Annotated in this window: 19 protein-coding genes and 1 CRISPR repeat array; of the genes, 5 read left to right on the top strand and 14 right to left on the bottom strand. The window is 66.2% G+C overall.

The window, feature by feature from the left end; translation table 11 throughout:
• Positions 1 to 8 precede the first annotated feature (8 nt).
• Positions 9 to 638, bottom strand: coding sequence for a hypothetical protein (locus UA74_RS16000; protein ID WP_075764696.1), 630 nt, complete (start codon positions 636 to 638; stop codon positions 9 to 11).
• Between the two features lie 1,074 nt (positions 639 to 1,712).
• Here UA74_RS16000 and UA74_RS15990 point away from each other — a divergent pair.
• The 3 genes from UA74_RS15990 to UA74_RS15980 all read left to right on the top strand — a co-directional run bounded on the left by UA74_RS15990 (position 1,713) and on the right by UA74_RS15980 (position 4,039).
• A complete protein-coding gene (locus UA74_RS15990) occupies positions 1,713 to 2,612 on the top strand; it encodes a hypothetical protein (RefSeq protein ID WP_075764692.1) in 900 nt (299 codons plus the stop codon).
• Between the two features lie 419 nt (positions 2,613 to 3,031).
• Positions 3,032 to 3,592 (top strand): hypothetical protein, encoded by a 561-nt coding sequence (locus UA74_RS31850; RefSeq protein ID WP_157442237.1) that lies wholly within the window; start codon positions 3,032 to 3,034, stop codon positions 3,590 to 3,592.
• 3 nt (positions 3,593 to 3,595) lie between these two features.
• Positions 3,596 to 4,039, top strand: coding sequence for a maleylpyruvate isomerase N-terminal domain-containing protein (locus tag UA74_RS15980; RefSeq protein WP_075764688.1), 444 nt, complete (start codon positions 3,596 to 3,598; stop codon positions 4,037 to 4,039).
• 160 nt (positions 4,040 to 4,199) lie between these two features.
• Here the strand turns inward: UA74_RS15980 and UA74_RS15975 are convergent, their stop codons facing one another.
• Positions 4,200 to 4,997 (bottom strand): hypothetical protein, encoded by a 798-nt coding sequence (locus tag UA74_RS15975; protein ID WP_075764686.1) that lies wholly within the window; start codon positions 4,995 to 4,997, stop codon positions 4,200 to 4,202.
• Between the two features lie 267 nt (positions 4,998 to 5,264).
• Positions 5,265 to 6,473 (bottom strand): hypothetical protein, encoded by a 1,209-nt coding sequence (locus UA74_RS15970; RefSeq protein ID WP_075766167.1) that lies wholly within the window; start codon positions 6,471 to 6,473, stop codon positions 5,265 to 5,267.
• 850 nt (positions 6,474 to 7,323) lie between these two features.
• Between UA74_RS15970 and UA74_RS15965 the strand changes: the two genes are divergently transcribed.
• Entirely contained in the window at positions 7,324 to 9,954 is a 2,631-nt protein-coding gene (locus UA74_RS15965; RefSeq protein ID WP_157442236.1) for a DEAD/DEAH box helicase family protein, read from the top strand.
• A gap of 129 nt (positions 9,955 to 10,083) precedes the next feature.
• Here UA74_RS15965 and UA74_RS15960 read toward each other — a convergent pair whose 3' ends face one another.
• The 3 genes from UA74_RS15960 to UA74_RS15950 all read right to left on the bottom strand — a co-directional run bounded on the left by UA74_RS15960 (position 10,084) and on the right by UA74_RS15950 (position 12,668).
• Positions 10,084 to 10,335: a hypothetical protein gene (locus tag UA74_RS15960; RefSeq protein WP_075764682.1), complete on the bottom strand. Its 252-nt coding sequence runs from the start codon at positions 10,333 to 10,335 to the stop codon at positions 10,084 to 10,086.
• Between the two features lie 239 nt (positions 10,336 to 10,574).
• On the bottom strand, positions 10,575 to 11,963 hold the full coding sequence (locus tag UA74_RS15955) for a hypothetical protein (RefSeq protein ID WP_075764680.1): 1,389 nt from the start codon (positions 11,961 to 11,963) through the stop codon (positions 10,575 to 10,577).
• A gap of 465 nt (positions 11,964 to 12,428) precedes the next feature.
• Positions 12,429 to 12,668, bottom strand: coding sequence for a hypothetical protein (locus tag UA74_RS15950; protein WP_075764678.1), 240 nt, complete (start codon positions 12,666 to 12,668; stop codon positions 12,429 to 12,431).
• 490 nt (positions 12,669 to 13,158) lie between these two features.
• On the opposite strand from UA74_RS15950, the gene UA74_RS15945 reads away from it, so the two are divergent.
• Positions 13,159 to 14,289, top strand: coding sequence for a tyrosine-type recombinase/integrase (locus tag UA74_RS15945; protein WP_075764676.1), 1,131 nt, complete (start codon positions 13,159 to 13,161; stop codon positions 14,287 to 14,289).
• Positions 14,290 to 14,861: 572 nt separating this feature from the next.
• Positions 14,862 to 15,950: a CRISPR direct-repeat array (repeat unit 30 nt; unit sequence GTTGCGAACCCTCCTAGGGCAGATGAGGAC).
• 112 nt (positions 15,951 to 16,062) lie between these two features.
• On the opposite strand, the gene cas2 is transcribed toward UA74_RS15945, so the two are convergent.
• From cas2 to UA74_RS15905, 8 genes are read right to left on the bottom strand one after another with little or no spacing between them, the layout of a single operon-like run.
• The gene (gene cas2, locus UA74_RS15940) at positions 16,063 to 16,326 is read right to left on the bottom strand and encodes a CRISPR-associated endonuclease Cas2 (protein WP_075766165.1); all 264 of its coding nucleotides are present in this window, start codon (positions 16,324 to 16,326) and stop codon (positions 16,063 to 16,065) included.
• A gap of 2 nt (positions 16,327 to 16,328) precedes the next feature.
• A complete protein-coding gene (cas1b, locus tag UA74_RS15935; RefSeq protein ID WP_075764674.1) occupies positions 16,329 to 17,309 on the bottom strand; it encodes a type I-B CRISPR-associated endonuclease Cas1b in 981 nt (326 codons plus the stop codon).
• Positions 17,309 to 17,806 carry a CRISPR-associated protein Cas4 gene (locus UA74_RS15930; protein ID WP_075764672.1) on the bottom strand — a complete coding sequence of 166 codons (498 nt, stop codon included), beginning with the start codon at positions 17,804 to 17,806 and terminating at the stop codon, positions 17,309 to 17,311. The genes cas1b and UA74_RS15930 overlap by 1 nt, the downstream gene beginning before the upstream one ends.
• Entirely contained in the window at positions 17,803 to 20,232 is a 2,430-nt protein-coding gene (locus UA74_RS15925) for a CRISPR-associated helicase/endonuclease Cas3 (protein ID WP_075764670.1), read from the bottom strand. The genes UA74_RS15930 and UA74_RS15925 overlap by 4 nt, the downstream gene beginning before the upstream one ends.
• Positions 20,229 to 20,903: a CRISPR-associated protein Cas5 gene (gene cas5 / locus UA74_RS15920; RefSeq protein WP_075764668.1), complete on the bottom strand. Its 675-nt coding sequence runs from the start codon at positions 20,901 to 20,903 to the stop codon at positions 20,229 to 20,231. Before cas5 ends, UA74_RS15925 begins: the two co-directional genes overlap by 4 nt.
• Complete coding sequence (gene cas7i / locus UA74_RS15915) at positions 20,900 to 21,922, bottom strand: type I-B CRISPR-associated protein Cas7/Cst2/DevR (protein ID WP_075764666.1); 1,023 nt, start codon at positions 21,920 to 21,922, stop codon at positions 20,900 to 20,902. The genes cas5 and cas7i overlap by 4 nt, the downstream gene beginning before the upstream one ends.
• Positions 21,919 to 23,355, bottom strand: coding sequence for a hypothetical protein (locus UA74_RS15910; RefSeq protein WP_157442235.1), 1,437 nt, complete (start codon positions 23,353 to 23,355; stop codon positions 21,919 to 21,921). Before UA74_RS15910 ends, cas7i begins: the two co-directional genes overlap by 4 nt.
• Positions 23,352 to 24,089 carry a CRISPR-associated endoribonuclease Cas6 gene (locus tag UA74_RS15905; protein ID WP_075764662.1) on the bottom strand — a complete coding sequence of 246 codons (738 nt, stop codon included), beginning with the start codon at positions 24,087 to 24,089 and terminating at the stop codon, positions 23,352 to 23,354. Before UA74_RS15905 ends, UA74_RS15910 begins: the two co-directional genes overlap by 4 nt.
• Between the last annotated feature and the right edge of the window lie 209 nt (positions 24,090 to 24,298).

Genomic DNA, 24,298 nt, shown 5'->3' with positions numbered 1-24,298 from the left:
CTCACTGATCAACGGAGCCAGAGCACGTGCGGGACCTGATCGATCTCGCGCATGGCCGGACTCAGTCCAGAAGACAGGTAGTCGTATACCCGGTAGAGCGCGGCGTGATCGGCACGCAAGTCACGACCATTGAGAGGTGCGTAGTGCATCACGCGGTTGCGCAGATCCCGTATGTTCTCAAGTTCGGCATGAAGGCGGTCTCTGCGTCCTCCGTAGTGCCGGAAGGCGCGGTGAAGGATCGGGACCCATAGTGTACGGTTGTACGTCTCGCTGACCAGCGAGACCCAGAAACCGAGGGTCATCTTCGCCACGACCTTGTTGGCGTTCTGCTGTGACTCTGGAACGTCGACCTTCTCCTGTGCTTTCTTAACCAGGTTCTGGCTGTGGACGGTGAGCGGGGCCACTGCCCACCAGTCATCGCGGCCGAATTGAGCAGTCAGCTCACGGTGCAGCGCGTTACGCAGTGTGATCTCGGCGAAGTGCAACAATGGGTAGAACGCCCCGCATACGCGGACGGTCCACACGTACAAGCGGAAGGCGGCAGCCACATCACCGCCGCACACCTCCAGGTACTTGCTGAAACGGGCCTTGGAGAGGGCCTCGGGGATCCACGCGTTTGAATCGTCGGTAGCAGCCATCCTGATCCCCCTGAGATGTGTAGCAGGCCAGCCTGAAGCTGTGCTCTAATATTCGAGTATGCCCCTGGTTCGCCTCTGCTTCGGCATGCCACCTGGCGCGCTGTCTTTTTTCTGGCACTCAACCAGGCGTCGTCGATGGTTGAACCGCGTTGCTGGCGCAACGGTAGCTGTACGCCTACCCGTCGTCAAGTACTGACCCGTACTCGGAGTTGTGAACTTGATGCTGTACGGCGCTATGCATTGGGACATCGGATGCCCGGGTAGCTCTGGCAGTTGCTCGCTGGTACGTCGATTAATGCAGTTCAGAGGGCTTCGGGGCTGCTTGGTGGCTTACGTGTTCGGCTGTTGCGGCAGCCTGAAGCACGCGATCGGGTCGCGACGTAGATTGCTCGTCGCCTATGTCGATCGCGTGAAGTGTGAAGTGCTGGGCTTCTCGGGGTACGCAGCCGCCTTGCAGTCTGAGGAGGCCTGGATCCTGGGGCGGGCGCCGAACGGCTGTGGGTACACGGAGAGACCAGCCCGAGCGAACTAATTCGGTCGATAATTGGATGCGCGAACTCGGGCGTGCTGGCTCGTCTCATGTGATCGTCGGTACCCGTGACGATGAGTTTCAAGCTGTGTGGGATACAGGCGACTTGAGCTTCCTTGAGAGATCACGACCACGGCATCGCAGGTGGGAGCGAGTGGCTGGCAGCGGAGCTGCCAGAGCGGACTGCGTTGCCATGCCGTTTGTAGCCATGCTTTTGGTGGCTTTAAATCTGCTCATCACCATTGGTCAACCCGGTCGGGCTTTAGTAAAAATGGAGCAAACGGGGCGTCGGATCGGTACGAACGGCTTTCGATGGCTAACCATAGAGCCGTGCAATGAGGCTGCCGTTAAATTTACTGGACATAAATCCGGTGCGTCTGTGCTAGCAATTTGCCGGTCAGGCTTGAGTCCATAATCATGTAGCCGCTTTTATCTGCGTGGAGTTGCGCGCGGCGAATTGGAATAGTCGAAGGGTTCTGCTTGAATTAATTGTTTCTGATTGGGTGTTATCATGGGTTCGGCCCTGCTCGTAGCGGCTGGTTGGAATGCTGGAGTCGGCGGCGCTGGACGCACACCTGCTGGACAGGCTGGACCCGGCGCTCATGACCTCCTCGCGTCGCCTCGAGCTGGTCGACCTGCTCGTCGACGTCATCGCCGCAGAGGCGGTGCGCTACACCCAGCACGAACTCGCCCAGGCCGGCTTCTGCACGGTTGAGGAGGACCGTCTCCTCGACCTGCGGGCGTCCCTACGCCCAGCCGCCCGATGTCGACCCCTGGGGGAGTTGTACTGCCTGGCGTGGCGGTCGGTGGCCAACGCCAAGAAGCAACAGCGGGCGCCGACGGCGACCGCGACGTCGGAGCTGGTCGAGCAGATCGAGACGCTCGCCGCACGTGCCGCACGTGACCCCGACTGGTGGATCCGGGCGTTCACCTCCGTGTCCACCCTGGAACTCGCCGCCAGCACCCGAGTCCTGTTCGACGTCATCCTCGACGCCGACCCCTACACCACCACCTCTGCCATCCTCGACGAGCACCTCCCCGACCCGCACGCCGGCGTGCTGCCACCACGGAAGATCACCCGATCAGACTTCAACTCCCTGAACTGCGCGGTCTGCCACACGAGAGTGCCTCCGCCGCAGGCCTGGATCTGGGTCGACATCCGCCACGCGGTCACCCTGTCCAAGACCCACCCCGACCACCTCGACGACGTACTCGAACGCCTCGCCCGCGACGACGTCACACACTCGACCTGGCAGATCGGCCACCAAGACTGCCTCCCCGCCGACGGAGCCTCGCACGACACCGCACTGCCCACGACCTACCGCGAACTCCTCGGCTGGGCGGGCGACCTGCTCCTCAACCGCCGATGGACCACCCACACCGACCTGCCCCTGATACTGACCGAGGCCGCCACCCTCACCAGACGGTTCGCCCCCGCCCCCTGACCGTCGACCGCACATCCCGCCCTCCCGCACCCTCCTGTCGGGCACATGCGCTGTACTGATCGTCGTGCACGTCCACAACGCGCAACCGAGACCCCGCGCCATTCTTGAGGACCTCGACGATGAGGTGGCCGCCGAGGTCGCAAAGCTGTTCCCGTCTTCCGTCCGTGTGACCGAAGGGGATCTGCTGTCTGAGTGGGAGGCGGACGTGCTCGTCACTGGAAGCGGGTCGATCAAGCGGGCATCGCATCTGCACGTGGTGTCTTTCGGTGCTCACAACCTCGGAGAAGCTACGGAGGTTGGGGAGGAGACGTTCTCCTCTGTACGGGACCTGCGTACCGACACACATGAGTCGCGGTCCCGAGAGCTGATCATTACCTCCGACATCACCGGCGAGCTGGGTGGGTTGGTCCGCGTGTCTGGTGCCGTATTTCGACGAGCAGAACCCGAGACCCGTGCTGAGCGCATGGAGGCAGGCCGAAGTACAAAGCATTCTCTCAAATCCGGACCCACGCGACTTCGCTAGACCAGTCTCGTCGGAGGATGCTCTCTTCTTGGACCTCCGCCCTTTCCTGCTCTCCGGTGAGGAGGCCGTTCTCGCGGGGGTGTTTCGTCGTCACGCCGGCGGCATGTGCTGGTTCCTACCGAAGGGCTGTCCCAGACCGGCGGCATGGGTGGCCGTGGCGTTGACGCACTTCCGGGAGGTCGATCCCGAGCGTATTCCGGCGTTGCCCAGGTGGTGGGAACGCCCGAAGTGGGCCACGGCCGACCAACGGGCCGCCCGCGACGTCGTCGCCGACCTCGAAGTCGAGCGGGAGAGGATGCTCGACGACCTGGACCGCCAGCTGGTCGAGGCCCGCGATCGGGTCGCTGTAGCCGACACCACTGCGGCCGAGGGGCTAGCACGGCTGCTCAGTGCGGACGGCGACGCGCTGGAAACCGCCGTCCGCATCACGTTCGAATCGTTCGGATTCGAGGTCTAGGACATGGACACCGTCTTCCCCCAAGGGCAGCGACGGGAGGACCTGCGCGTACGCGACCCGGACGAGCCCGGCTGGGAGGCGATCGTGGAGATCAAGGGCTACACCCGAGGAGCCCAGGTCAACCATCTCGCCCGGATCCGGCGCTGGGCTTCCCGCTACGCGACCGACCACGGCCGGGCCCCGGACGCGTTGTGGCACGTGGTCAACCACTTCCGGACCACCGATCCAAGCGCCCGACCCGTCGTACTCCCGGACGACGACGCCCTCGTCGACCTCGTCGCCGAGGGCGGTGTCCTGATCGACACCCGCGACCTGTTCACCGCAGCACGCGACGTGCAGGCCGGGACGGTCGCCGCCGATGTCCGCAAGCTCCTCTGTGGAGCACGAGGCCGGTGGAACCACTCAGAGCCGCCGGTGGCCGACGCAGGCAGCCACTCGCCCAGTTGATCAACGCGTCGGTGCGTCAAGTCGGGGCAGCGAACCGATCTCGTCGGAAGAAGCCGACAGGTGGTGTCGGCTTCTCCCGACGAAAGGGTCCTGTATGCGTTTTCACCAGTTCTAGCGGTCGGTCGACGAAGGCCTCGCCCGCCATCGGCTCACGACGCTCTCACGTGCCTTCGCATCGCCGATCGAACAAACGCCAGCCGCGGCGCAGAGTGATCATAGCGAGGTCATACCAGCCAGCGAGTTCTCCGAGGTGTCCTCCGGTGATACCAATCGATAAGCCGGTGGCGCGGTCCGGCAGACCAAACGCTTGGAACTCTGCCCGCTGGGCGAGACTCCACATCAGCACGTGCGCGTCACCGGACAAGGTGTTCCAAGCCAGCCGCAGGCCAGCCTGGCGGAACGGGTCTTCCGGGAAGACCACTGGTCCGACGTCCCGCACCACGTCTGCGACATTCAACTTCATGGGCGCTGGCTGCACCGCCGCGAGCGCACGCTCTCGGGTGGCGATCCACTCACGTTGGGCCCGCACCTGCTGCTCTCCAGCGGGTGTGAGCCCGAGACCGGAGGCCACATCGAGCGTCCGACTCTGATACTTGCGTAGTTGCTCGTATGACTCGCTGATCACCGCGTGGCCGCGTCGCTGCCGTGTCACCGCGTCGTCGGGCGCGGTGATCCACACGCCCTGCGCGGCACCGACCAGGGCGCCCCGCAGAGCGGTGTGCTGCGCGGAGCTGTACAGGTTCCCTCGGTCCAAACCGTCCCAAACCAAGCGCAGGTGCTCACCGGCGGAGATTAAACTGAGCCGCGCCATCTCGCTGATCCGCTGAAAGCGGAAGACTTTGTCGTCCTCGGCGAGGTCGCTACCACGCTCGGGCTCCTCCGGCGGGTAGCGCACCTGACGCTGACGCCACTGTTCCAACTCCGGCTGCGCCCTCCGAAAGACCGTCAAGTAATCCATACTGCGATTCTGGCCGTAGGCGGCAGGGCCTACCTTCTGCAGCGTCGGGCATATCCCGGCCAACGGGAAGTCACAAGGATACTGTTCGGAGCGGGGGAAGCTCTCTGGCCGTCGGCTCGGCCATCATCATGTCGGGCACGCCTTAGCGCAAGGCCGGTAACGCCGCCGCTCTGTAGGAGACCAGCTACAAACTCGGCTCTGTCCGCACTGGTTCCCGACCAACACTCCGACCATCCGGAGCCGAACCGAGTTACTACTACCACTGGCTCAGTCCTTGTCGAAGTGCGCCTCGGCGGCCCGACGGATCTGCGCTAGGCGCTTCGAGACGGCGCTGTGGTTTGCGTACCCGAGCACATCCGTGATCTCGGTCTTCCTGGTCACGCCGCTGTTGAGCAGCACAACGATCTGCCGGTTCCGGGCGTCCAGCAGCGCGAGGAAGTCGTTGGTGACCAGGTTGCCCAGCACCTCGCTTTCCGGCCCCTGGATCGGGATGGTGTCGGTCAACTCGACGAACTTCACCGTGACCTTGCGCCGTTTGCCGTGCAGCTTGCGTTCGAAGTCTTCGCGTGCGTACGACCAGTGGCTGGAGAAGTCGTCCTCGATGCGGTGGGATCGGACGGCGTCCAGGATGCCGCGGAGCTGGCCGGTCCGGTCGGCGGCTTCCACAGTCTCGACCACGGCGTCGTGGGCGTCGTCCTCACCGAACCACACGGGCCCACCCATCCTCGGGTTGCTGGCGATGGCCCCGGCGAGCACGCTGCCGTCCTCTAGGAGGACCGGGCTGGGAGTCCTGCCCTTGTCGACCTCGGGGAAGTCCCGCAGCCGCTCTTGGATCGTGGCGGTCACCGCAGGCACCCAGAAGTCCAGGTTGTGGGCCAACAGCCGAATCGGGTCGTCGGCCGAGAACGCCTTCATCTTCGACCCTGACATCAGGTGCGGCCAGACCGTCCACGCCCACGCGCGGGCCAGCCGGGCTTCGAAGTCGGTCGGGAGCAAGTCGTCGATGCCTGCCCAGTCAGCCATGAACGGCCACTGGCCACCACGCAACAGCGGGAGTCCGAACATGCCTAGGACGCGCTTGGGCAGCAGGTGGAACAGTGGCGCGTACTCGATGTACCGTGCCCGTGTCCGCGGCACGAACGTGACGTTGACGTCGCCGAGGTCGGCGATCTTGGCCATCGGCTTCGGCAGGGCGTCCAAGTCGAAGAAGCGCCGCCGGAACTGGGCCGCCTCCCACAGCATGTTCCACTGCGCGAGTGCGACGAAATCCCCGTCGGAGGTGTGGGGCATCGACAGCGTCGCGTACTCCGGCGGAGCCGGTTCGAGCGGGCGGACCACGCCGCCAAAGATGAATCCGGCTGAGATGTTCCGCAGGTACGGGAACTCCTCCGTAGTGGCTTCGGCCTCGGGGAGGAACACGTCATCGCGCCGCCACGCCAGCACCTCGGCCGCAGTCGGCTCAGGGTTCTCGCTCACCTCATCCTCTCCCGTTCGCCGCTCCGTGCGCTGACCGGTCCGCTCGTCGATCTGGGCCATACCTACATCACGACGGTCTCTGCGGGATTCGTTCCGAGCGCCGCGAAAGTCATCGGACGTCACGCACTCATCGCCTCTGACGTGACCGCCGAGGCCCTACTAGGCGTCAACCGGACACCCTCCGCCCGTATGTGAACATATGTTCGAAGAAGGGTGCATTGCTGGTCATGGACCGGTGCCTACTTCGGACTGCTCAACCGGACGGCAAGCTGGCATACGGGGCTTGACAGCTCGGGTATCAGGCGGTTGTGCACGATGGCGAGGTCCATATCAACTGTCTGGCTTGCGCTGCCGAGGGCACTGATCATTCCTGGCGGCTGACTACCAATGGTCCGACTCCTGATCGCGCTGAACTGGACGAGGAGATCTTTCGCGACCTCGTCCTCCGTCGGGCGAGGACAACACCGTCGTTGGCGGGTGGCCAACATGATCAATTGCCCGTTCACCATCTGGTAAGGCGACGAACTCCACAGCCGAAAGCGCGTGCTCACCAGCCTCTTGGGCCAGATGGAGACCTGTTTCCCTCGCCCGCCTGATGCTCCTCGATACGTCATCGCGCCTGGCCTGAATCTGACGGGCAAGGTGACAAGGCCAGCTCCACGGACGCTTTCCGAGCGTCGAGGGCGACTGGTTCGAAGTCCTCAACTACGAGATCAGCTACGCCGATGGCCGCCGCGAGAAACTGGACCTGGTCGACCATCGGGTGTCGTTCTCGATGTTGCGGGAACGGACATAGGTCGATCGAGCCCCGCGCCGTAGAGTTCAGGCTATACGGACGGAGGAGTGAGCGGTGGCGGAACCGGCGGCAGTACCAGATTTCGACGAGCGGCTAGCCGGATTCCAGTCGACGACCTTCAAGGAGCTTCGGCCTGGTCAGAGGCAGATGCTGGCCGCGTACGCGGCTCACCACCTCAAGACACCGGACGTGGCGATCGAAATGCCGACCGGTGAGGGGAAGACCCTGTTGGCGCTGTTGATCGCCGACTACGCACTCGACCAGGGGATGTCGGTTGCTTACCTGACCGGCACCCGCCAGCTGGCAGAGCGGGTTCAGGATGAGGCTGCGAAGTTGGGCCTGGAAATCGTCCGGTTCGCCGCGAAGGACTACGGTGGTGCCAAGCTCGACGACTACCACCAGGCCCAAGCGGTGGGCGTGATGAACTACTGGGTCTACTTCAACAGCAAGCCCGTTCCGCAACCCGCCGACCTGGTCATCTTCGACGACGCCCATCTAGCGGAACAGCCGCTTAGCGGGCTACAGACCCTGCGCATTCCGGACAAGCTCGGCCCTGCTCGCGTCCTGTACCGAACGATCTGTGATCTTGTCGTCGCGCACACCGACGCGTACGCCGGACTGCAGGCGATGCGTGATGGCACCGCTCGGCCAGGCACCCCGCCCGAGTTGCTGTCGTTCAGCGACTGGGCGGCGATCGTCACAGCCTCGCGGGACGTGATCGAGGCGTCGCCGCTGGTCGCCGACGTCGGGCTCAAGGATGAGTCGGACAAGGTCAAGGCGGAGGTCAAGAAGCTCAGGGACGAGATCAAGTGGGTGTGGCCCAAAGTCCGTGAGCACCTGCCCTACTGCGGCGTGCTTATTGGGCCGTCGGGAATCGAGATCCGCCCCTACCACCCGCCGACGGCGCTGAACGCCGGTTACAGCCAGGCCAAGCAACGGATCTACCTTTCTGCGACCCTCGGCTCGATGGACGACCTGCAACGCCGTATCGGCGGCGGTCGGGCCACTCGGCTGGTGACCGAGCATCCGCTGCTTCCCGGCGCTACCGGCGAGCGCATGTTCGCGTTGAATGCGTCGTCCGAGCAGGCACTCGATCCCGGCGTGCTCCGCTGGGCACTCGAACAAGCCCAGGCAGCTGGCGGCAAGGCGGCGTGGCTGTGCGCCAGCCACAGCGAAGCGGACACACTGCAGGCGATTCTCGGTGGGCTTGGTCATCCCGTTTACCGCCTGCGGGCTGGCGACGACACCGCAGTCGACGGCTGGAGCCGCGCTCCCCAGGGGCAGTTGATCACTGCGGGCCGCTATGACGGGCTCGACTTCCCCGGCGACATCTGCAAGCTGGTGATCATTACCACGGTGCCCCAAGCCAGTAGCGAGTTCGAGCGGTTCGTGGTCGCCTACCTCGGCGATGCGACCTTCATGCAGCACCGTGTCGGACAACGGGTCACCCAGGCTCTCGGCCGTGCTAACCGCACCGCGACCGACCGCTCGCTGTACCTGGGCCTCGACCCGACGTTCGCCCAGGTCCTCGCCGACCCAGCGGTCCGCGCGTCCATTCCCGAGGGCACACAGCCGATCGTTCGTGCCGCACTCGAACTCTACGACCAGGGCTCGGTCGCCACGACCGACGCCTGCCGTTCGTTCTGGCAGGTGGACCGACCGTCCGGCATCACCGGACTCGTCGAGCAGAGGGCGCCACGGCGACGGCCACGCCCAGGACGCAGCATCGGCGGCAGCGGTGAGGTCGCAAGCGCCGATGCTGAGGTGTCGGCGTCCACCGACCTGTGGATAGGTGACCACGGCCGCGCTGCCGAGCGAGCACGCGAAGCCGCGGACCTGCTCGCGTCGACCGGAGAGACCGAGCACGCCGCGTTCTGGCGCTACGTCCAAGCCCACGCCTTGTTCGACCGCGGCCGGAACGAAGACCTCGCCGCCGCGCGCTCCGCCCTCGAAGACGCCACCACCAACGGCCCTCGTACGGCATGGTTCCGCCGGTTGAGCCGTACGGTCGCCGATCTCAGGGGCCATGAGCGCACCGCTGACGACACTGACCGCCTCTTCCTCGTGTGGGATGAATGGCGCCGTGAAGCCGGAGGCCGGCTCGAACGCGCGCTCTCCGGCGGGCGCACCCTGGTCGCTGGCAGCCACGATCAGCAATGCGACGGTCTCACGATGCTCGCACGCCTGGTCGGAGCCAGCGGGGAACGACCGCCCAAGACCGAACAAAGCGCCACCGACTGCCGGTGGACCTGGTCAACCGTCAAGCGCGGTGAGCGCCGTGTGTGGGAAGTCAAGACCGGCGAACCACACCCGGTGTCCCGCGGCGACGTCAACCAGCTGCTCGGCCAGATCGAAGTCGAGACCAAACGCGTGGCCAGGACACGGGTCTACGGCTGCCTGCTCACCCCGGCGACCACCGTCCAGGGCGACGCTGCCGAGGCAGCCCGCGACAGGATCACGCTCCTCAATCATGACGCTGCCGTCCGGCTCTACAACCTCCTGGCCGACCGTCTTCAGCAGTATGCAGCGCTCTGCGGCGACGGCAACGCCGAAGCCCGCGGCGAGGCTCGCACGAAGATCGAGGCCACGTTGCCGCCGGACGGATGGCTGGGCAAACTGCTCTCCCCGACCCTCGGGAAGATCATCAATGTGGACGACGTGGCAAGTTTGTTCCCCTCGCGATGACAGCGGCGAAAACCGCCGTCATCCTGAGTTCCACCGGGCGGAGCGGGGCAGGCGGCCCCGCTCGTCCTCACCGAAGGATCCTTCCACGGCTCAGGCAACCGGCCACGCTGGCGAGCGCCGCCGCTCGCGTCACGCCACCAAGGTCGTCGGCACACCCCGCGCCACATCTCCCGCCTCCGCGTCGACGGACCCCGTGCGGACTCGGCTCAGTACTCCTCGCGGACAGTCTTGACAAGCCTCGCCCGAGTGAGGCGCGAGATTCTCGACGGTGGTGAAGCGGTAGGTGTGCAGGTGGGCGACCCAGTCTCGGGCCGCCAAGGACAGGGTGGGGGCTCGGACGGGGTTGTCGAGGTGCAGCAGGCACAGGGCACCCGCTGCCATAATGGGCGCATCTGGATGCGCTCAGGCGCTTGGACTCGAGTGCAGAACCTTGCGGCAGTGCCGCTCGCCCGTCGCCCGAGGTGCCGTTGCGAACCCTCGTAGGGGAGGCGGAGCCGTGACCCGGAGGAAACGGCAGCGTCATCTGTCTTCATAGTCCCTACGAAGGTTCGCAACAGTTGCGATCCAGTTACCGGAGGGCGGCGGGTCTACCGCGTCGGTCGGGGCTCTTTTCCGCTTGATCATCGGCCGGTGAATCGGCGGAGGCTGTCGGAGACGAGTTGATCGGTTCTGTTGGTTCCGGCCCACAGCATGACGGCGAGGGCGAGCGCACCGCTGAGTTGAGGGGTCGGGCTGTCCGAGTGTCCGGTCACGGCGCTCCAGGCGAGGTAGGTGACGCCCCAGCTGACTCCGAAGAGCATCACGAGTCTGATCGCTCGAATGGTCAAGGTGGGTGCTCGGTCGATGTCGAGGAGCCGTTGTTGCCATTCGGCGGCCTGGATCGGTGTGGCGGGTACGGAGGCGATCCATCGTCCGTGGACGACGTCGTCGGTTGTTGACGCGACCGTGGTGATGAGTTCGGTGGCGATCTCCCGTGGGTGCCTGCCGAGCTCGGGGAGGGCGCGCAGGCGTAGGTCCCGACCGAGCAGTCGGGCAGCCAGCCGTGGATGAGGGCCTGGGTGCTCCCACCGGCCCGTCTGGGTCTCGAGGATGCGGCCTGCGACGGTCAAGTGCTTCAGTCCGGACCACAGATCGACATCGAGGTTCGAGCGTTCGGCCGCGAGCAGCGCGAGCAGCGAGCGCCAGAGTTCGACGACCAGCCGCTGACTGACAGACCTGCGCAAAAGGTGATAGTGGGTGATTCCTGCGGCAAGAAGCGCGACGATGAACCCGGCCCGAGCGTAGCCGTTGTAGGCCGTTTCGCCGACAAGGAGTAACTCGATCAGGAATCCGACGGTGCCGAGTAGACCGGCGAACAAGTAAGCGGCTTTGAAGGACACGTCGACTCTGCGGACCGTGCGTTCGGCCCTTGCGATCTGCTGTATGGCTTCCGAGTCCGGGGCTACTCCGAGTTTCGCGGCCGCGGCCGTGGTGAAATCTGGTGGCTCGGCCTTACACCCGTTGACCTCGTCATGGTGGGGACTCTTCGCAGGGATCGTGGCACTGTGCGGCGGTGCTTCCTGCGACCGGGTGGCGCGGCGCGGTGGTCTGGCGACTCGATGTACTCGCCGTGCGGATCGCGAAAGGACCCCCGCGACTGGTTGCTCGTCCCATACGACGACCTCCAGAGATCCCCACTCGGCCACGGCGGCGAAAGCGCGGTCGGCTGACGCGACGAAGAACCGTGTCGACTCGGTCCTCGTCTCCGCCGCCCAGCGCAGCAACGCGTTGTCGGAAGCGTCCCGACCTTCGGCGACGGGTAACGCCGTGACATCGAGAGCGCGAAGAGCGTCGGCGATGGCCGCGGAACCCGATTCCGGACGGCGATAGCCCGCAGCGATCGTCGGTCGGGTGTTCGTCGCAGCTTCGACCACCGCTGTCAGGGCCTGGACGTGGGACGTGACCGTCTCGGGGCGGGGATTGTTCCCACCGATCACGTTGTCGACATCGATGAGCAGCAGAACCGACATCGTAGGATCATCACCCGACGGTTCCGGCATGACCAGCGAGACACACCAGACAGTGTCTGATATCTGATGATCTCGGAGATCCCCACGGATTCTGTCGGGTCATCGCTGCAATGCGTCGCTGCGACATACTCATACCGAGAAGCTGGCGCATCCGCGTCGAGTCGGGTTAACGCCTCCTGGATCTGTGAAATGCTCCGACACTCCGAACAGAAGCAGAGATCGACCGGGAAGAAGACGGCAGACCTGCTGCCCGTAGGCGGTGAGGGTCTCCTGAAGAATGTCCGCTTCGGCGTGGCTGGCGTACAGCCGCGCGGCTCAACCACCAGCTGCTTGGGCCCGATGCGAGCGCACAGCGGAGTACGTGCTGTGTGAGTCGGGTGACCGGTCCGCCGCGACGGGCCGCTGGAGATCATCTATCAGGCCGAGCGGAACTTTGCGGCGTAGGGCCCTTACTCGGCTGTGTTATTACCGCGCACGCAGCGCGTGTGGTGACAGCATGGGCTGGTCGACCAACCAAGACTTATTGCGGCGGCTTTCTGCGTAGTCGAGCTCATAGCTGACGACTCCGTACCCTAGTTTCCTTCGGGTGGTGTAGTCGTCCGGGATCACGCCGGTGAGGGCTGGGTCGGTCTCGATGACGTGCCGCAGTGCGTCGGCTTGCCGTGAGAAGAGGATGTCGAGGTTGGCCCACACCGACGTGAACACTGGCCTGTGCCTGGAGCCGATGTGAGTCGCGCCTTACCGGCTCGGCTGCGGTAGGACACTCGACGCGGTTCCCGTTGTTGCGCCAGATGGCCTTTGAACGGATGCAACCGGTCGGGCATTAGCCCGCCCTTGGCCAGGTCATCGCGACGTGCGGAGCAGGAGGGCCCTGCCAGCTGGGATCGCCGGGTGGTGTATCGGTCCAGGGCATCTCTGGCGTGTGTGGTGTCGAAATCGTGGTGGTTCGGCGGAGTTCAGGGGTGTCGCTCGCCGGGCGGGTGGTTGACGACGCGGGCGGTGGGACAGACGCCGACCGTAGGCGAGTGCGGTGGTCACGGCAGTCGGTGCCGGAGGCGGGGGTTCGGTGTCTCCGGGGCGTCATGGTCGGGGGTGAACACATACCGCTTGCTCTTTAGTGGTGTGGGAAGCGGGAATTGGAATGCCCTGCCCGTCCGGGCGGGCGCGGTGGCATCACGGTGGAAGGAGTCTGGTCATGGCGTGGGCGGAGAGACGGGGGAGTGGTTATCGGGTGCGGTATCGGTTGCCGGACGGGTCGTTGACGTCGGAGGCCGGTTTCGTCTCGATGGCGGCGGCCCGGGAGCGTGCGGCGGATGTGGAGTCGGATCAGCGGCGGGGGACGTTCGTCGACCCGTCGGCGGGGCGGGTGTCCTTGCGGGAGTGGGTGCAGGAGTGGGAGCAGGCGCATGACGTGTCGCGGGGGACGTGGGCGAAGTACCAGTCCCATCTGCGGAATCACATTCTGCCTCGGTTCGGGGACCTGCCGTTGTCGGAGATCAGCCGGATGGCGGTGAAGTCGTGGGTGAAGCAGTTGCGGCGTCGGTTGGCGGAGCCGACGGTGGCCGATGTGGTGTCGCAGTTCTCGATGATCCTCGGGGAGGCAGTCGAGGAGGGGCTGATCGGCACGAATCCGTGTCGGAGACTGCGCGTCAGTGTCGGGGCGGGGGAGGAGCGACCGCATGCGGCGCCGTGGCAGGTCGAGCGGATCGCCGGGCGTCTGGATGCGACGCATCGCCTGTTGGTGGTGACCGGTGCCTATACCGGGTTGCGGTGGGGTGAGCTGGCCGGGCTGCGGTGGACGGGCGTCGACATGACCGCGGGCACCATCCGGGTGGATGCGCGTTTCGGGGCCCTGCACGAGATCGGCGGTCGGGTGGAGTTGGGCCCGCCGAAGACACCTGCGTCGGTGCGCCTGGTGCATCTGCCGCCGTTCCTGCGTGACTCCCTTCGTGCTCACCGAAACGAACAGGACCACGAGCACGTGTTCACCGGAACCGACGGGGGCCTGCTGCGCAGGTCGAACTTCCGCGACCGGTTCTGGGTCCCCGCCGTGGCGGGGCTTCCTCGGCGTGGATGGGCGCCGCTGCTGCCCGGATTCCACTTCCATGATCTACGCCACACACACAAGACGTGGCTCATCGAGGACACCGTCCCGGAGGTTCTGCAACACAAGCGGCTCGGACATCGGATGCGCGGCGTCGCAGGCATCTACTCGCATGTGACGCAGGACATGATCGACCGGATGCTCGACGGACTCCAACGACGCTGGGAGCGGTCCACGGTGAGCACTACCGAGACCGACTCCCCAGAACACATACCGAGATGAGAATCACGCCACGATCCATTGCTCCCACAATGCTCCCACCAACGCAGAAAACCCCGCCGGTGATGAACACCGACGGGGCATCTGACCAGTGCATATAACTGGTGGGCGATACAGGGATTGAACCTGTGACCTCTACCGTGTCAAGGTTGGTTGACCTGGTTCGCGACCTGGTGGTTTTCGTTCCGCCGCAGGTCAGATGGTCCTGTTCCTTCTTGTTGCGCCGTTGCGGCACGGGCTGCGGCGGGTTCCCGTCGCCACGCTGGCGCCATCCGCGCATCGGATAGCGGGCGCCTGGCGGCGGGCGATTGCATCGGTGTTCCTCGGTTGGTAAACGCGTGTTGCGGCACAGGCGGGCCGTTCGGGAACTCGCGGATTCTGGAAGACGATCAGCGAGTCGCCATGATGCCGGGTGCGTCGTGGCGAGCTGAGTTCGAGCAGCCTGTTTTCACAGGGCCAAGGGTCTTGGTCGGCTCGGCCGGCTCGCGCTCGAGGGATGTTCCCGTTGGATGTTTGAAGCTTCGAGGGCGAATGAAGATCTCAGCCGGAACGTCACCCGAGTAGGCGCCGTACATGGTGCGAACCCTCCTAGGGCAGATGAGGACCGGCCCCGGTGAGACGTACGCGGTCAGGCCGGAGCAGTTGCGAACCCTCCTAGGGCAGATGAGGACGCCGCGAACGCCCACATCGCCCGCAGCCACGCCTTGTTGCGAACCCTCCTAGGGCAGATGAGGACACTTGCACGCCTGCTGCATGTGGACGCGGCGCACCTGTTGCGAACCCTCCTAGGGCAGATGAGGACCGCGCCGTGGGCGTCCCGCCCGAGGACGTCCCCGCGTTGCGAACCCTCCTAGGGCAGATGAGGACGGTGCAGATCGGCCTCGATCGCGTCGGGGTGCTCGTGTTGCGAACCCTCCTAGGGCAGATGAGGACCCCGGGCTGTTCTGTCGTGCGGCTGCCCGCCAACTTGTTGCGAACCCTCCTAGGGCAGATGAGGACCGCGCCGAGGCCAGGCAGCAGCACCGCCGGCAGGTTGCGAACCCTCCTAGGGCAGATGAGGACGCTCGACAGTGGCCCAGTTCGCGGCGGTGATGTCCCGTTGCGAACCCTCCTAGGGCAGATGAGGACCTCGCCGCGCCCATCCAACCGTCAATCTATGAAGACGGGTTGCGAACCCTCCTAGGGCAGATGAGGACCGCACGAACACCGCCTCGTCGCGTGAGCTGGAAGGCGGTTGCGAACCCTCCTAGGGCAGATGAGGACCCACCGCGCCCGGCAGCGGCCTCATGAGGTGGCTCCAGTTGCGAACCCTCCTAGGGCAGATGAGGACCCCAGTCGTCCATGCGCTAGATCGTGTCAGGCACTCAGGTTGCGAACCCTCCTAGGGCAGATGAGGACCACCCGGTCGCCCGCCGACCAGGCAGGACGCTCATCGTTGCGAACCCTCCTAGGGCAGATGAGGACCGCCGCGTGGATCGCGGCCGGGCGTGTGCCACGTTCGTTGCGAACCCTCCTAGGGCAGATGAGGACCCGCGTCGACCTCGGTGATCAGGTACAAGTGGTTCGGTTGCGAACCCTCCTAGGGCAGATGAGGACCCTCACCCCGGTGTTGCTTCCGCAGGACGGCATCATCGGTTGCGAACCCTCCTAGGGCAGATGAGGACCCCGAGAGTAAAGCCGCAGGTCACTGGCGTTCCCAGTCGGGTTTTTGGTGGTGTTTTTGCAGAGGACCGGAGGTTTGACGTCCGGCCCGGGGGTTTCGCTGAAATGTGGGGGTCAGAGGATGTCGTGTGGTTGGTCGTCGGGGCGTCCCCAGGATTGACGTCTGGGGTCGGTTCCGGGTGGGAAGGTGTAGACGAGGATGTGGTCGTAGGCGCGGTCGATGCGTTGTTCGAGTTCGGTGCGGAGCCGGTGCATCTGTGCTGTGCTGAGTTCGCCTTCGAAGACGCTGCGTTGTTGGTGTCGCAGGTATTTTCGGCAGGTGCGGAGGACTGCGGCGTTGCGTTCGGTGGCGGTGTCGTAGACCAGGATGGTGTACATGGTCACCACCAGACGCGGAACGGTGCGTAGGTGCTGCCTTCGAGGCAGGTGCGGGTGAGCGCGAGGGCGTCGAGGTAGATGAGTTCGTCGTAGGAGACGTTGCGGCCGAGGGTTCGGTGTTTGACGGTTTCGGCGAGGTCGTCGCGCACGGTCTGCACGATGAGTTTCCGGCCGGATTCGCTGAGCATGGCCTGGTTGGTGTTGATGTCGAAGTGTTGTGGTTTGAGCTGGCGGCGGTTGGCCAGGCGGATCAGGATGCGTTCGGCGAAGAGGGGTTTGAAGACTTCGGCGAGGTCGAGGGCGAGGGAGTGTCGGTGGCGTTGCATGGTGGCGTGGAGGAAGGCGATGCCGGTGTGCAGCGGGGTGAGGCGTAGTGCGCTGAGGATGCGGGCGTAGAGGATTCCGTTGATGTAGCTGATGACGGCGTTGCCTGCGTTACGGGGTGGGCGGCGGCTGCGGCCGTCGAGTTGGAGCCAGTCGGGCAGTTTGGTGTCGAGGGCTTCCCAGGCGTTGCGTCGGAAGTTGCCTTCGGCGGCCATGAGTTGTTCCCGGGTGGTGGCCTCGGCGATGGATTCCTTGAGGACGCCGTAGGAGCGGGTGAGCAGTTTCCTGTCGATGACCCAGCGGATGTTGAAGGCGGCGTTGTCGATGAGGGCTCGGGCGATGGGCAGGGCGTGTTCGTCGTCGGAGGCCAGTCTCATCTGGTTGAGGGCGACGGTTCCCGAGACGGCGGTCTCGGCGGGTAGGAACGATCCGGCGTAGTCGCCGTAGTAGCCGAGGATGTGGATCTGGATGCGGTGCTTGTTGAGCAGGCTCATCATGGAGGTGTTGAGGTCGACCTCGGCGGCGGCGATGATGTCGCGCACGTCCTCGATGGGCAGGAACGTGGGTGGGTGGCCGTCGCGTTCGACGCGGATGCTGTCGTCTTGGCGGCGCAGGCGGCAGGGCGTGGTCAGCCAGTAGGTTCGAGAGGTCGCGGGCATCACTGACTCCAGCAGTAGTCGAGGTAGCTGCACCCTCGGCAGCTGGTCCGGCCGAGCTTGGGCGGGGATTCCGCCTGGGCGACGATGTCAAGGACACGGTCGATGTCCTCGGTGGCTTTCTGGTGTTCGTCGTCGGTGTAGGGGAAGCGTTCGGTCTTGCGCGGGTTGCGGTAGTGCAGGACGGCGCCTTGCACGTCGACGCCGATGCGGACGAGTTGATGGCAGTAGTGGCGGGCTTGGGCTCGGTCGGCTTCCCGGCGCTTCGCGGAGTGCTTGATCTCGTGGACCCAGAGCTGGTTGTCGAGGTGGTCCAGGGTGGCGGCGCCGAGGTCGACGGGGCTGAAGCGGGAGTAGGACAGTTCGTGGACGGCGGTGCCGAGTTGCACGGCGTCGTTGAGGTGTTCGGGGCGGAATCCTCGGGCGTACAGCCAGAGTTGGCGTGGGCAGTGGTACAGGTACTTGACGTGGACGCCGCCCACGTCGTCGGCGGTGATCACAGGATCTCTCCGGGTTGGTAGCGCTGGTCTTCGAGGATGCCTTTGAGTCCGAGTTCGGGGTCGTAGTCGCCGTTGATGACGGTGATGCCGAGGCGGGCGGCGTACTTGCTGCGGGATCGCAGGTGGTCGGGGAGTGGGATGAGGAATCGGGAGGCCAGGAGGCGGCCTTCGCCGGTCTTGCCTCGACGTCGTTCGGTTCGGTAGGACGGGAGGTCCTCGGCGAGGACGGCCTCGGTGCCGTCGAAGGTCGCGTAGAAGTCGTCCTTGAGGTGATCGCGGTTGTCGAAGGGGCTGGTGAAGTCGAGGAAGCTACTGGTGAAGCGGTGCTGTGCTCGTCGGACCAGCTGTTCCCAGTCGCGTCCCCAGTCGGTGTCGTAGACGGCGTCGAGCCAGCGTTGGGCGTGGATCTCGTCGATGCACTCTCCGTCGTGCGGGGTGAGGTGTTGCCAGGCCAGTCGCGTGGGTTGTTCGGCGTAGACGCCGTCGGCCCAGAGTTCCTCGGCGCTGCCGCCGCCGCGGCGTGCGCGCCGGGTGCGGTAGTCCGGCGCGCAGACCCAGACCGGTGCCGGTTCTCGGTCACCGCGGCGGTTGACGCGGCCGAAGCGCTGGAGCAGGGCTTCCAGGGTGGCGCCGGAGGTGTGCAGGACGTCGAAGTCGACGTTCAGGCTGACTTCGACGACCTGGGTGGCCACGAGGAGACCTCGGCGTTGCGGCGTGCCCGTACCGAAGCATCGGAGGATCCGTTCTTCGATCGCGGCGCGGTGGTCGTTGCGGAAGCGTGCGTGCAGCAGCATCGCCGGGTCGCCCTGTTCGTGGGCGATTGGGCCGAGCCGCTGGTAGAGCTCGAGGGCGTCGGCGACGTTGTTGGTGACCACCAGCGTCGCCCGCCCGGCGCGCAGGTCTTCGGTGATGCGGGCGATGGAGGCTTCGGAGGTGAGGTGGTCCTGGCTGATCCGCAGGCGGTGACGCAAGGGTCGGTCGTCGGCGGTGAATCCGTCGACGGTGGTCAGGGTGTCGCCGATGGTGTCGTGCAGGATCTTCCGGAATCGTTGGGGCAGAGTGGCGCTGAGGATGCCCACCCGGCCGCCGAGTCGGTGGACCCAGAGTCCGATCATCGCCAGGATCATCCCGAGCCGGTCGGGCTCGTAGGCGTGGAGTTCGTCGAAGACGAAGACGCTGTTGGCGGTGTCCAGCAGTGTCGAGGATTCCGAGGCGCCGAGGAACGCCGCTCGCAGCAGCTGGTAGGGCGTGGTGACGCGGAGCTGCTCACGGTGATCTTTACTGGCCTGGACGTGGTCCAGTGCGATGGCGGCATCCTCCAGCAGCAGTTCCTCGCCCGGACCGGGCTGGTCGGCGGTGCGGGCGGTGGTGAGCTCGTGCAGGTGGAAGGTGCCCGCCTTGGAGTGCACGACTCCGACGTCGGCGAGGTGATCGCCGTCGCGGAGCCGGCGGACCATCGCGCTGATCGAGGCCAGGAACGGCAGGAGGTAGAGCACTCGCGGGCGGCCTCCGGTGTCGGCGGCGATCTCCTGCCAGGCTTTCTCCGCCCACATCAGCCCGGCCTCGGTCTTCCCGCTGCCGGTGGGAGCCACCAGGAGCAGGTGCCACACCGTCACGGCGGTGACCTGATGCTCGGCCAGGCGATGTCCGGCGGCGGCGAGCCGGGCGGCGACTCGGCCGCCGTAGCCGGCCAGCGGCTCGGTGAGCAGCAGCTCGCCGTGACCCGAGGCGATGTGGTCGGCGAAGGTCACCGCACCCAGCAGCAGCACGTGGGCGAGTCCGTCGTCGGCGTCGGCGGTGGCGAAGCTGAGCGGGCGCCAGCGTTTCGCGAGCCGCTGCAGCAGGTCGAGGGTCGCCGCGCGAACGTCGTCGCGGGTGGCCGTCTCCACCCGGGAGGTGTCGACCGCCAGGCCGTGGCGCGTCGCTTGGTCGGCGTACCAGCGGAGCAGCCGACGCAGGGTGTCCTCGTCCTCGGCGACCGTGAACGTCCGCCCCAACGCCTGCTCGTCGTCGGTGAGGTTGATCGGCAGGATCGCCCAGTCGACGGGCCTCTCCCCGGTCCGATCGAACAGCGGCCGGTGATGGGTGACCACCGCTGCCGCGATCCGGTCCCGCTCGGCAGAGTCCGGGACGAGCAGCCCCACGAAGCCCAGCGACAGGACCTCGTGGCGCTGTCCCCACGGCACGCCCTGGTGTACCTGGCACTGGAATCCCCAGTCGCACTTGCCGCAGTCGTGGAGTAGCGCGGCCAACTCGGCGGCAGGCCACCACGTCTCCGGCAGCGCGCGGAGCCGGCCGACGCGTCGCCGGATCAGCGGGACGGCGGCACGGGTGTGTTCGCTGTGGGTGGTGAGCCTCTCGCCGCCGGCGGCGGGATCGTGTTCGTCGGGGCTCTTGGCCCACAGGTGGTCGAGACCGTCGGTCACGAGCGCGCCTCCACCAGCGCGGGGTGGAACGCGGGCAGCAGGGCGACGCCCTGACCGGTGTCGGTGGACCAGCCGACCGGGAGCCGGTTGCCCGGTGGGGACTGGTGTTCGGTGGTCAGGGGGTCGGCGTAGCGGTAGTCGTCCCAGCGGGTGTGGCTGCGGTCCTCCCTGACCGCCGTGGTCAGCCGCAGGCGGGTTCCGCTGGCCTCAGGATGGTCGAGGATCACCGCGCGCCGCTGCTCACCGCAGACCTCGTCCAGGTCGACACGCCGGGTTCGCACCGAGGCGAGGTCCTGACTGCGCCCCAGGTGCAACGGCCACACGGGCCGCCGCAGTCGCGCTGCCCAGAGGTCGAGGTCCTCGATCAGCCACAGCGTCAGGGCGGTCCCCCAGAGGTAGTCGCGGTCCTTGGGCACCGGGGTGGTCTTCACCCCGACCTCGGCCAGGGGATGGAAGGTCTCCAGGTCCTTGCCCGCCGCCTCGACGTGGAAGGCCATGGCGAACCGGGTGTGCTGCGGGACTCGGGCCCAGCTGCCCGACGCAGCGGCGAGCAGGCCCCCGACGGTGGACGGCGGTGGACACGGCAGACCGACCTGCATACCGGGGTACAGCGGGTTACGGAAGGAGGCGACCGGCGCAGCGACGGTCACCTCCAGCGCCGGGATGCTCACGAGGGATCCTCGAACCAGCTGTCGCGGTCTCCGCTGGTCAGCGAGTCGGCAAGGTCGCGCAGGATCACTCGGGGGTGACCGAAGACCACCTGTCCGTCGGCGATCAGCTCCGCGAGAGCACTGCGGGCCTGCGCACGCTGATCGGGCAGATAGCCGGGGGCCCAGCCGATGAGCACCGGGCCGTCGAGCTCGTCGGCCCAGGCCGCCATCTCCTCCTTCAGCACCTCGACGTCGACCACCGTGGCACCGAGATCGTGGCCGATCAACCGGGTGAAGGGATTGTTCCCGCCCTTGATCGGGGCGAGCACGACCAGCGCCGGAGACCGCTCCCCATAGTGCAGCGACTGCTTGGCACCGCCCCGCAGCTCCGCCAGCGTCCGCCACAGCACCGCCGCCCGCCTGCGCCGCTCCGCGATGGGCAGCCGTAGCGCCGTGCCGAACCGGAAGTCGACCTCCTCGATGCCGCCTGCGCGAACCTCCTCGACGACCTCCTCGGCGAGGTCCGGCCGGTTGCCCTTGCCGTGGAGCTGGAAGGTCCCGATACGCGGCAGATCCAGCAGCAGCGGGCTGGACAGGTCACCGGTGTAGTGCTCGTGCTCATGGATCACCGGATCGGCACCGACCTCGAAGCCCCGGCTCATCGTGCCGAAGTCCTGCGTGATCTGCCGTGGTGCCACCGACATCGCCGTGCCCACCGCCAGCACGGTGTCCCGGTTGAACGACTTCTTCTCCACCGCGACCATGTAGCCGAACAGATCATCGTCGAGGTACAGATCTCCCCGCCCCACGGTGTAGGCCTGCTGCTTCTTCCCCTTGCCCGAGCGCACCACCGGAGCGCGCTCCTCGCTCGACGGGAGCGAGTCCCGCCACCAGCGACGCAGCGCCTGCGCGGAGACATACGGGTAGGTCTTCATCCCGACGCGGGTCGACTTGACCTTCGCGACGTTGTCCTCGCCCCGGCCGTTGTTCGGCGCCCCTGCCTTGATCTCCAGGATCAGGGTTCCCACCAGATACGTCACTGCTCGTCCTCCTTGTCGGTGACGTCCTCGTCGAGGGCGTCCTTGATCTCTTGCTGGTCTTGGGTATCGGGCTGGTGACCTCGGCGCTGCAGTTCGGCCAGCACGGCCGTGAACAGCAGGTCCCGAAACAGCCACGCCTCGTCGCCGTACTCGAACAACCACCGCAACTGGGTGGGTGAGATGAACGGCTTGCTGGTGTCGGTAATGCTGGTCAGCGCCGGGTTCTCACGTGCCAACAGCCAGTCCACGGTGCAGCGGTGCAGCCAGCGGCGGAGATCGCTCGGCTTGCGGTGAGCCACCACCAGGGTGTTCACCTGCTTCTTCGTCACGGTCATCAAGGCGGCAGCTCGGTTTCCGACTTCGACGATCTCCTGAAGCTGTTGCTCGTTCACTTGCTGAACCTCTCTCACGAATGACTGGAGCAACTCCACGAGTCCGGTGATCTCGTCGCCGACTTCCGACCCTCGGGAGTCGGCCGTTCGCGTCGAGATGTATCGGGCCACCCGCCCGACGATCCGATGTGGCTGACGGACCAGCAGCCCGGCCAGCGCCGCAGACCCGGCAACCCGCTCGGAATGACAGGCCCGCTCCAACGCCGACCATGCCGCCTTCCGCTCCGGCTGCCGGGCGGTGGACCGCAGCCAGATCGCCAGCGGCAGACTGATCCGGTACTCGCTGAACTCCTGCTCCTGGTTGCTGTTGGTGAACGCGATCAGCGACACGTCCGCCGTCACCGGATGCGAGTACCGACGGAGCCGCTCCAACGCCACCTGCTCACGGGCATAAGCCGTCTTCGCAGGCTTCTCCGTGGACATGCTCGCGATCCGCCGACTCGTCTCGACCACCTGGCCCCGGATCGCGGGGCCGAGGAAGGCCTCATCCCAGCTGTGCAGGATCGCCGCCCGCCCTCCCTGGAAGTAGCAGGCATAGGGCAGGGCATAGAAACTGGCCAGGCATCCCCGACACAGCGCCAACCCGGCGTGCCCGGGCACCGTGGTGTTGCGGTACTCCACCGACATCGCCAGCGGCACGTCGACCTTCCCGAAGAACCCGCACGCCGCCTGCCCACACAGAGCGCAGGCCGCATCGATCCGGCAATCCGGGTCGCGTGGCGCCCGCCACTGCTCCACCGCCTCGGCCCGCTGCTCGGCCGACAGCCGTCGCATGCTCGGGATGTTCATCTTGCAGTTCGGCCACAGCCCGTAGCTGGCCGCCAGCAGGAACGCACCCGGCTGCTTGGCGTCCAGACGCCGTGTCGCCGCAGCGGCATCGTCGGTCATCAAGGCCCACACCGCCCCGAACTCATCCTCACCGACCTCCTGCGGATGATCTCTCCGGGCCAACGCCGCCAAGGCGAACGCGCCGGCCCGCTGCATCGGATGCGCCGTCAACTCCACGAGAACCCCGGCGGTCGCAGCCGTCGACGTGCTCATGACGCCACCGACCCGAACCCGGCAAGATTCGCGACACCCAGACCCCAGGACGACACCGCCCGCAACGTCTCCGGCGCCCCGGCCAGCGTCACACCGACTTCCGCACCGATCTTCTTGCCCTCACCCACCGCGAACGACCGCTTCGGACCGACCCGCCACACCTCCGTCAACCCCACCTCCGGGTCCAGCCCCAACGACTCGGCCTTCCGCCGCAGATTCCGCAGGAAGAACACCTCCCACTCCGCCTCACCCGGCAACAACCACCGCTGCGCCCGCACCCGACCTCCCGCGTCGTCCCGCGCAGGCGGCCCCTTCACCACCACCGGCGTCACCGAGACCATCCGCGCCGAACCGTCGGAGAAGTCCGGCGGTTCCACCGCCGTCACGCCCGACACCCGAAGGGCCGTCCCGCCCCAGTCCAGAACCCGGGCCCGCGACAACCCCGCAGTCAACGCCTCGACGACCTCAGGAAGCGGGCTGGAGAACTCCACGACGCCAGGCCCGCCGGTCACATAGCGACCATGATCGCGACGCCGAGCAGCACCGGAGAATCGCGGTGCGCTGTGCCCCACCGGCACCATCCGATAGGGCCCCCAACCCGACTCGTGCAGCCGGGCACCGAGCTCGGGCGCGAACTCGGAAAGGATCTCGTAGACGATCCCTCGACCCGGCCGCAGCACATCCCGCCACGGGATCTCCTGAGCCGCCGTGGTCACCTCCACCCGCAGCCGCATGACACCTCCAGAACTCGGTTCACGGCGAACTAATAGCACAGCGTCGGCGGCACCTTTGATGCTCCGATTTCGGTGCGGGATTCCCCGACGACGACAGCCCTTCGGAGTGCACGACCACACCACTGGGAACGACTCGGCATCAGCGGAACGGCACGCGCCATCAGATACCAGAAAGGGGTGACACCGATCCTTCCGATGTCACCCCGAAA

Origin of the sequence: Actinoalloteichus fjordicus (genome assembly GCF_001941625.1) — a bacterium.
In the GTDB taxonomy this organism is placed as follows: Bacteria; Actinomycetota; Actinomycetes; order Mycobacteriales; family Pseudonocardiaceae; genus Actinoalloteichus_A; species Actinoalloteichus_A fjordicus.
This window is presented reverse-complemented; position numbering and strand designations above follow the sequence as displayed.

Coding starts and splice junctions, on each gene's coding strand:
- UA74_RS15910 (WP_157442235.1), bottom strand. CDS start 23,355: ATGAGCACGTCGACGGCTGCGACCGCCGGGGTTCTCGTGGAGTTGACG.
- UA74_RS15945 (WP_075764676.1), top strand. CDS start 13,159: ATGGCGTGGGCGGAGAGACGGGGGAGTGGTTATCGGGTGCGGTATCGG.
- UA74_RS16000 (WP_075764696.1), bottom strand. CDS start 638: ATGGCTGCTACCGACGATTCAAACGCGTGGATCCCCGAGGCCCTCTCC.
- UA74_RS15990 (WP_075764692.1), top strand. CDS start 1,713: ATGCTGGAGTCGGCGGCGCTGGACGCACACCTGCTGGACAGGCTGGAC.
- cas1b (WP_075764674.1), bottom strand. CDS start 17,309: ATGCCCGCGACCTCTCGAACCTACTGGCTGACCACGCCCTGCCGCCTG.
- cas2 (WP_075766165.1), bottom strand. CDS start 16,326: ATGTACACCATCCTGGTCTACGACACCGCCACCGAACGCAACGCCGCA.
- UA74_RS15955 (WP_075764680.1), bottom strand. CDS start 11,963: ATGTCGGTTCTGCTGCTCATCGATGTCGACAACGTGATCGGTGGGAAC.
- UA74_RS15905 (WP_075764662.1), bottom strand. CDS start 24,089: ATGCGGCTGCGGGTGGAGGTGACCACGGCGGCTCAGGAGATCCCGTGG.
- UA74_RS15960 (WP_075764682.1), bottom strand. CDS start 10,335: ATGGCAGCGGGTGCCCTGTGCCTGCTGCACCTCGACAACCCCGTCCGA.
- UA74_RS15975 (WP_075764686.1), bottom strand. CDS start 4,997: ATGGATTACTTGACGGTCTTTCGGAGGGCGCAGCCGGAGTTGGAACAG.
- UA74_RS15980 (WP_075764688.1), top strand. CDS start 3,596: ATGGACACCGTCTTCCCCCAAGGGCAGCGACGGGAGGACCTGCGCGTA.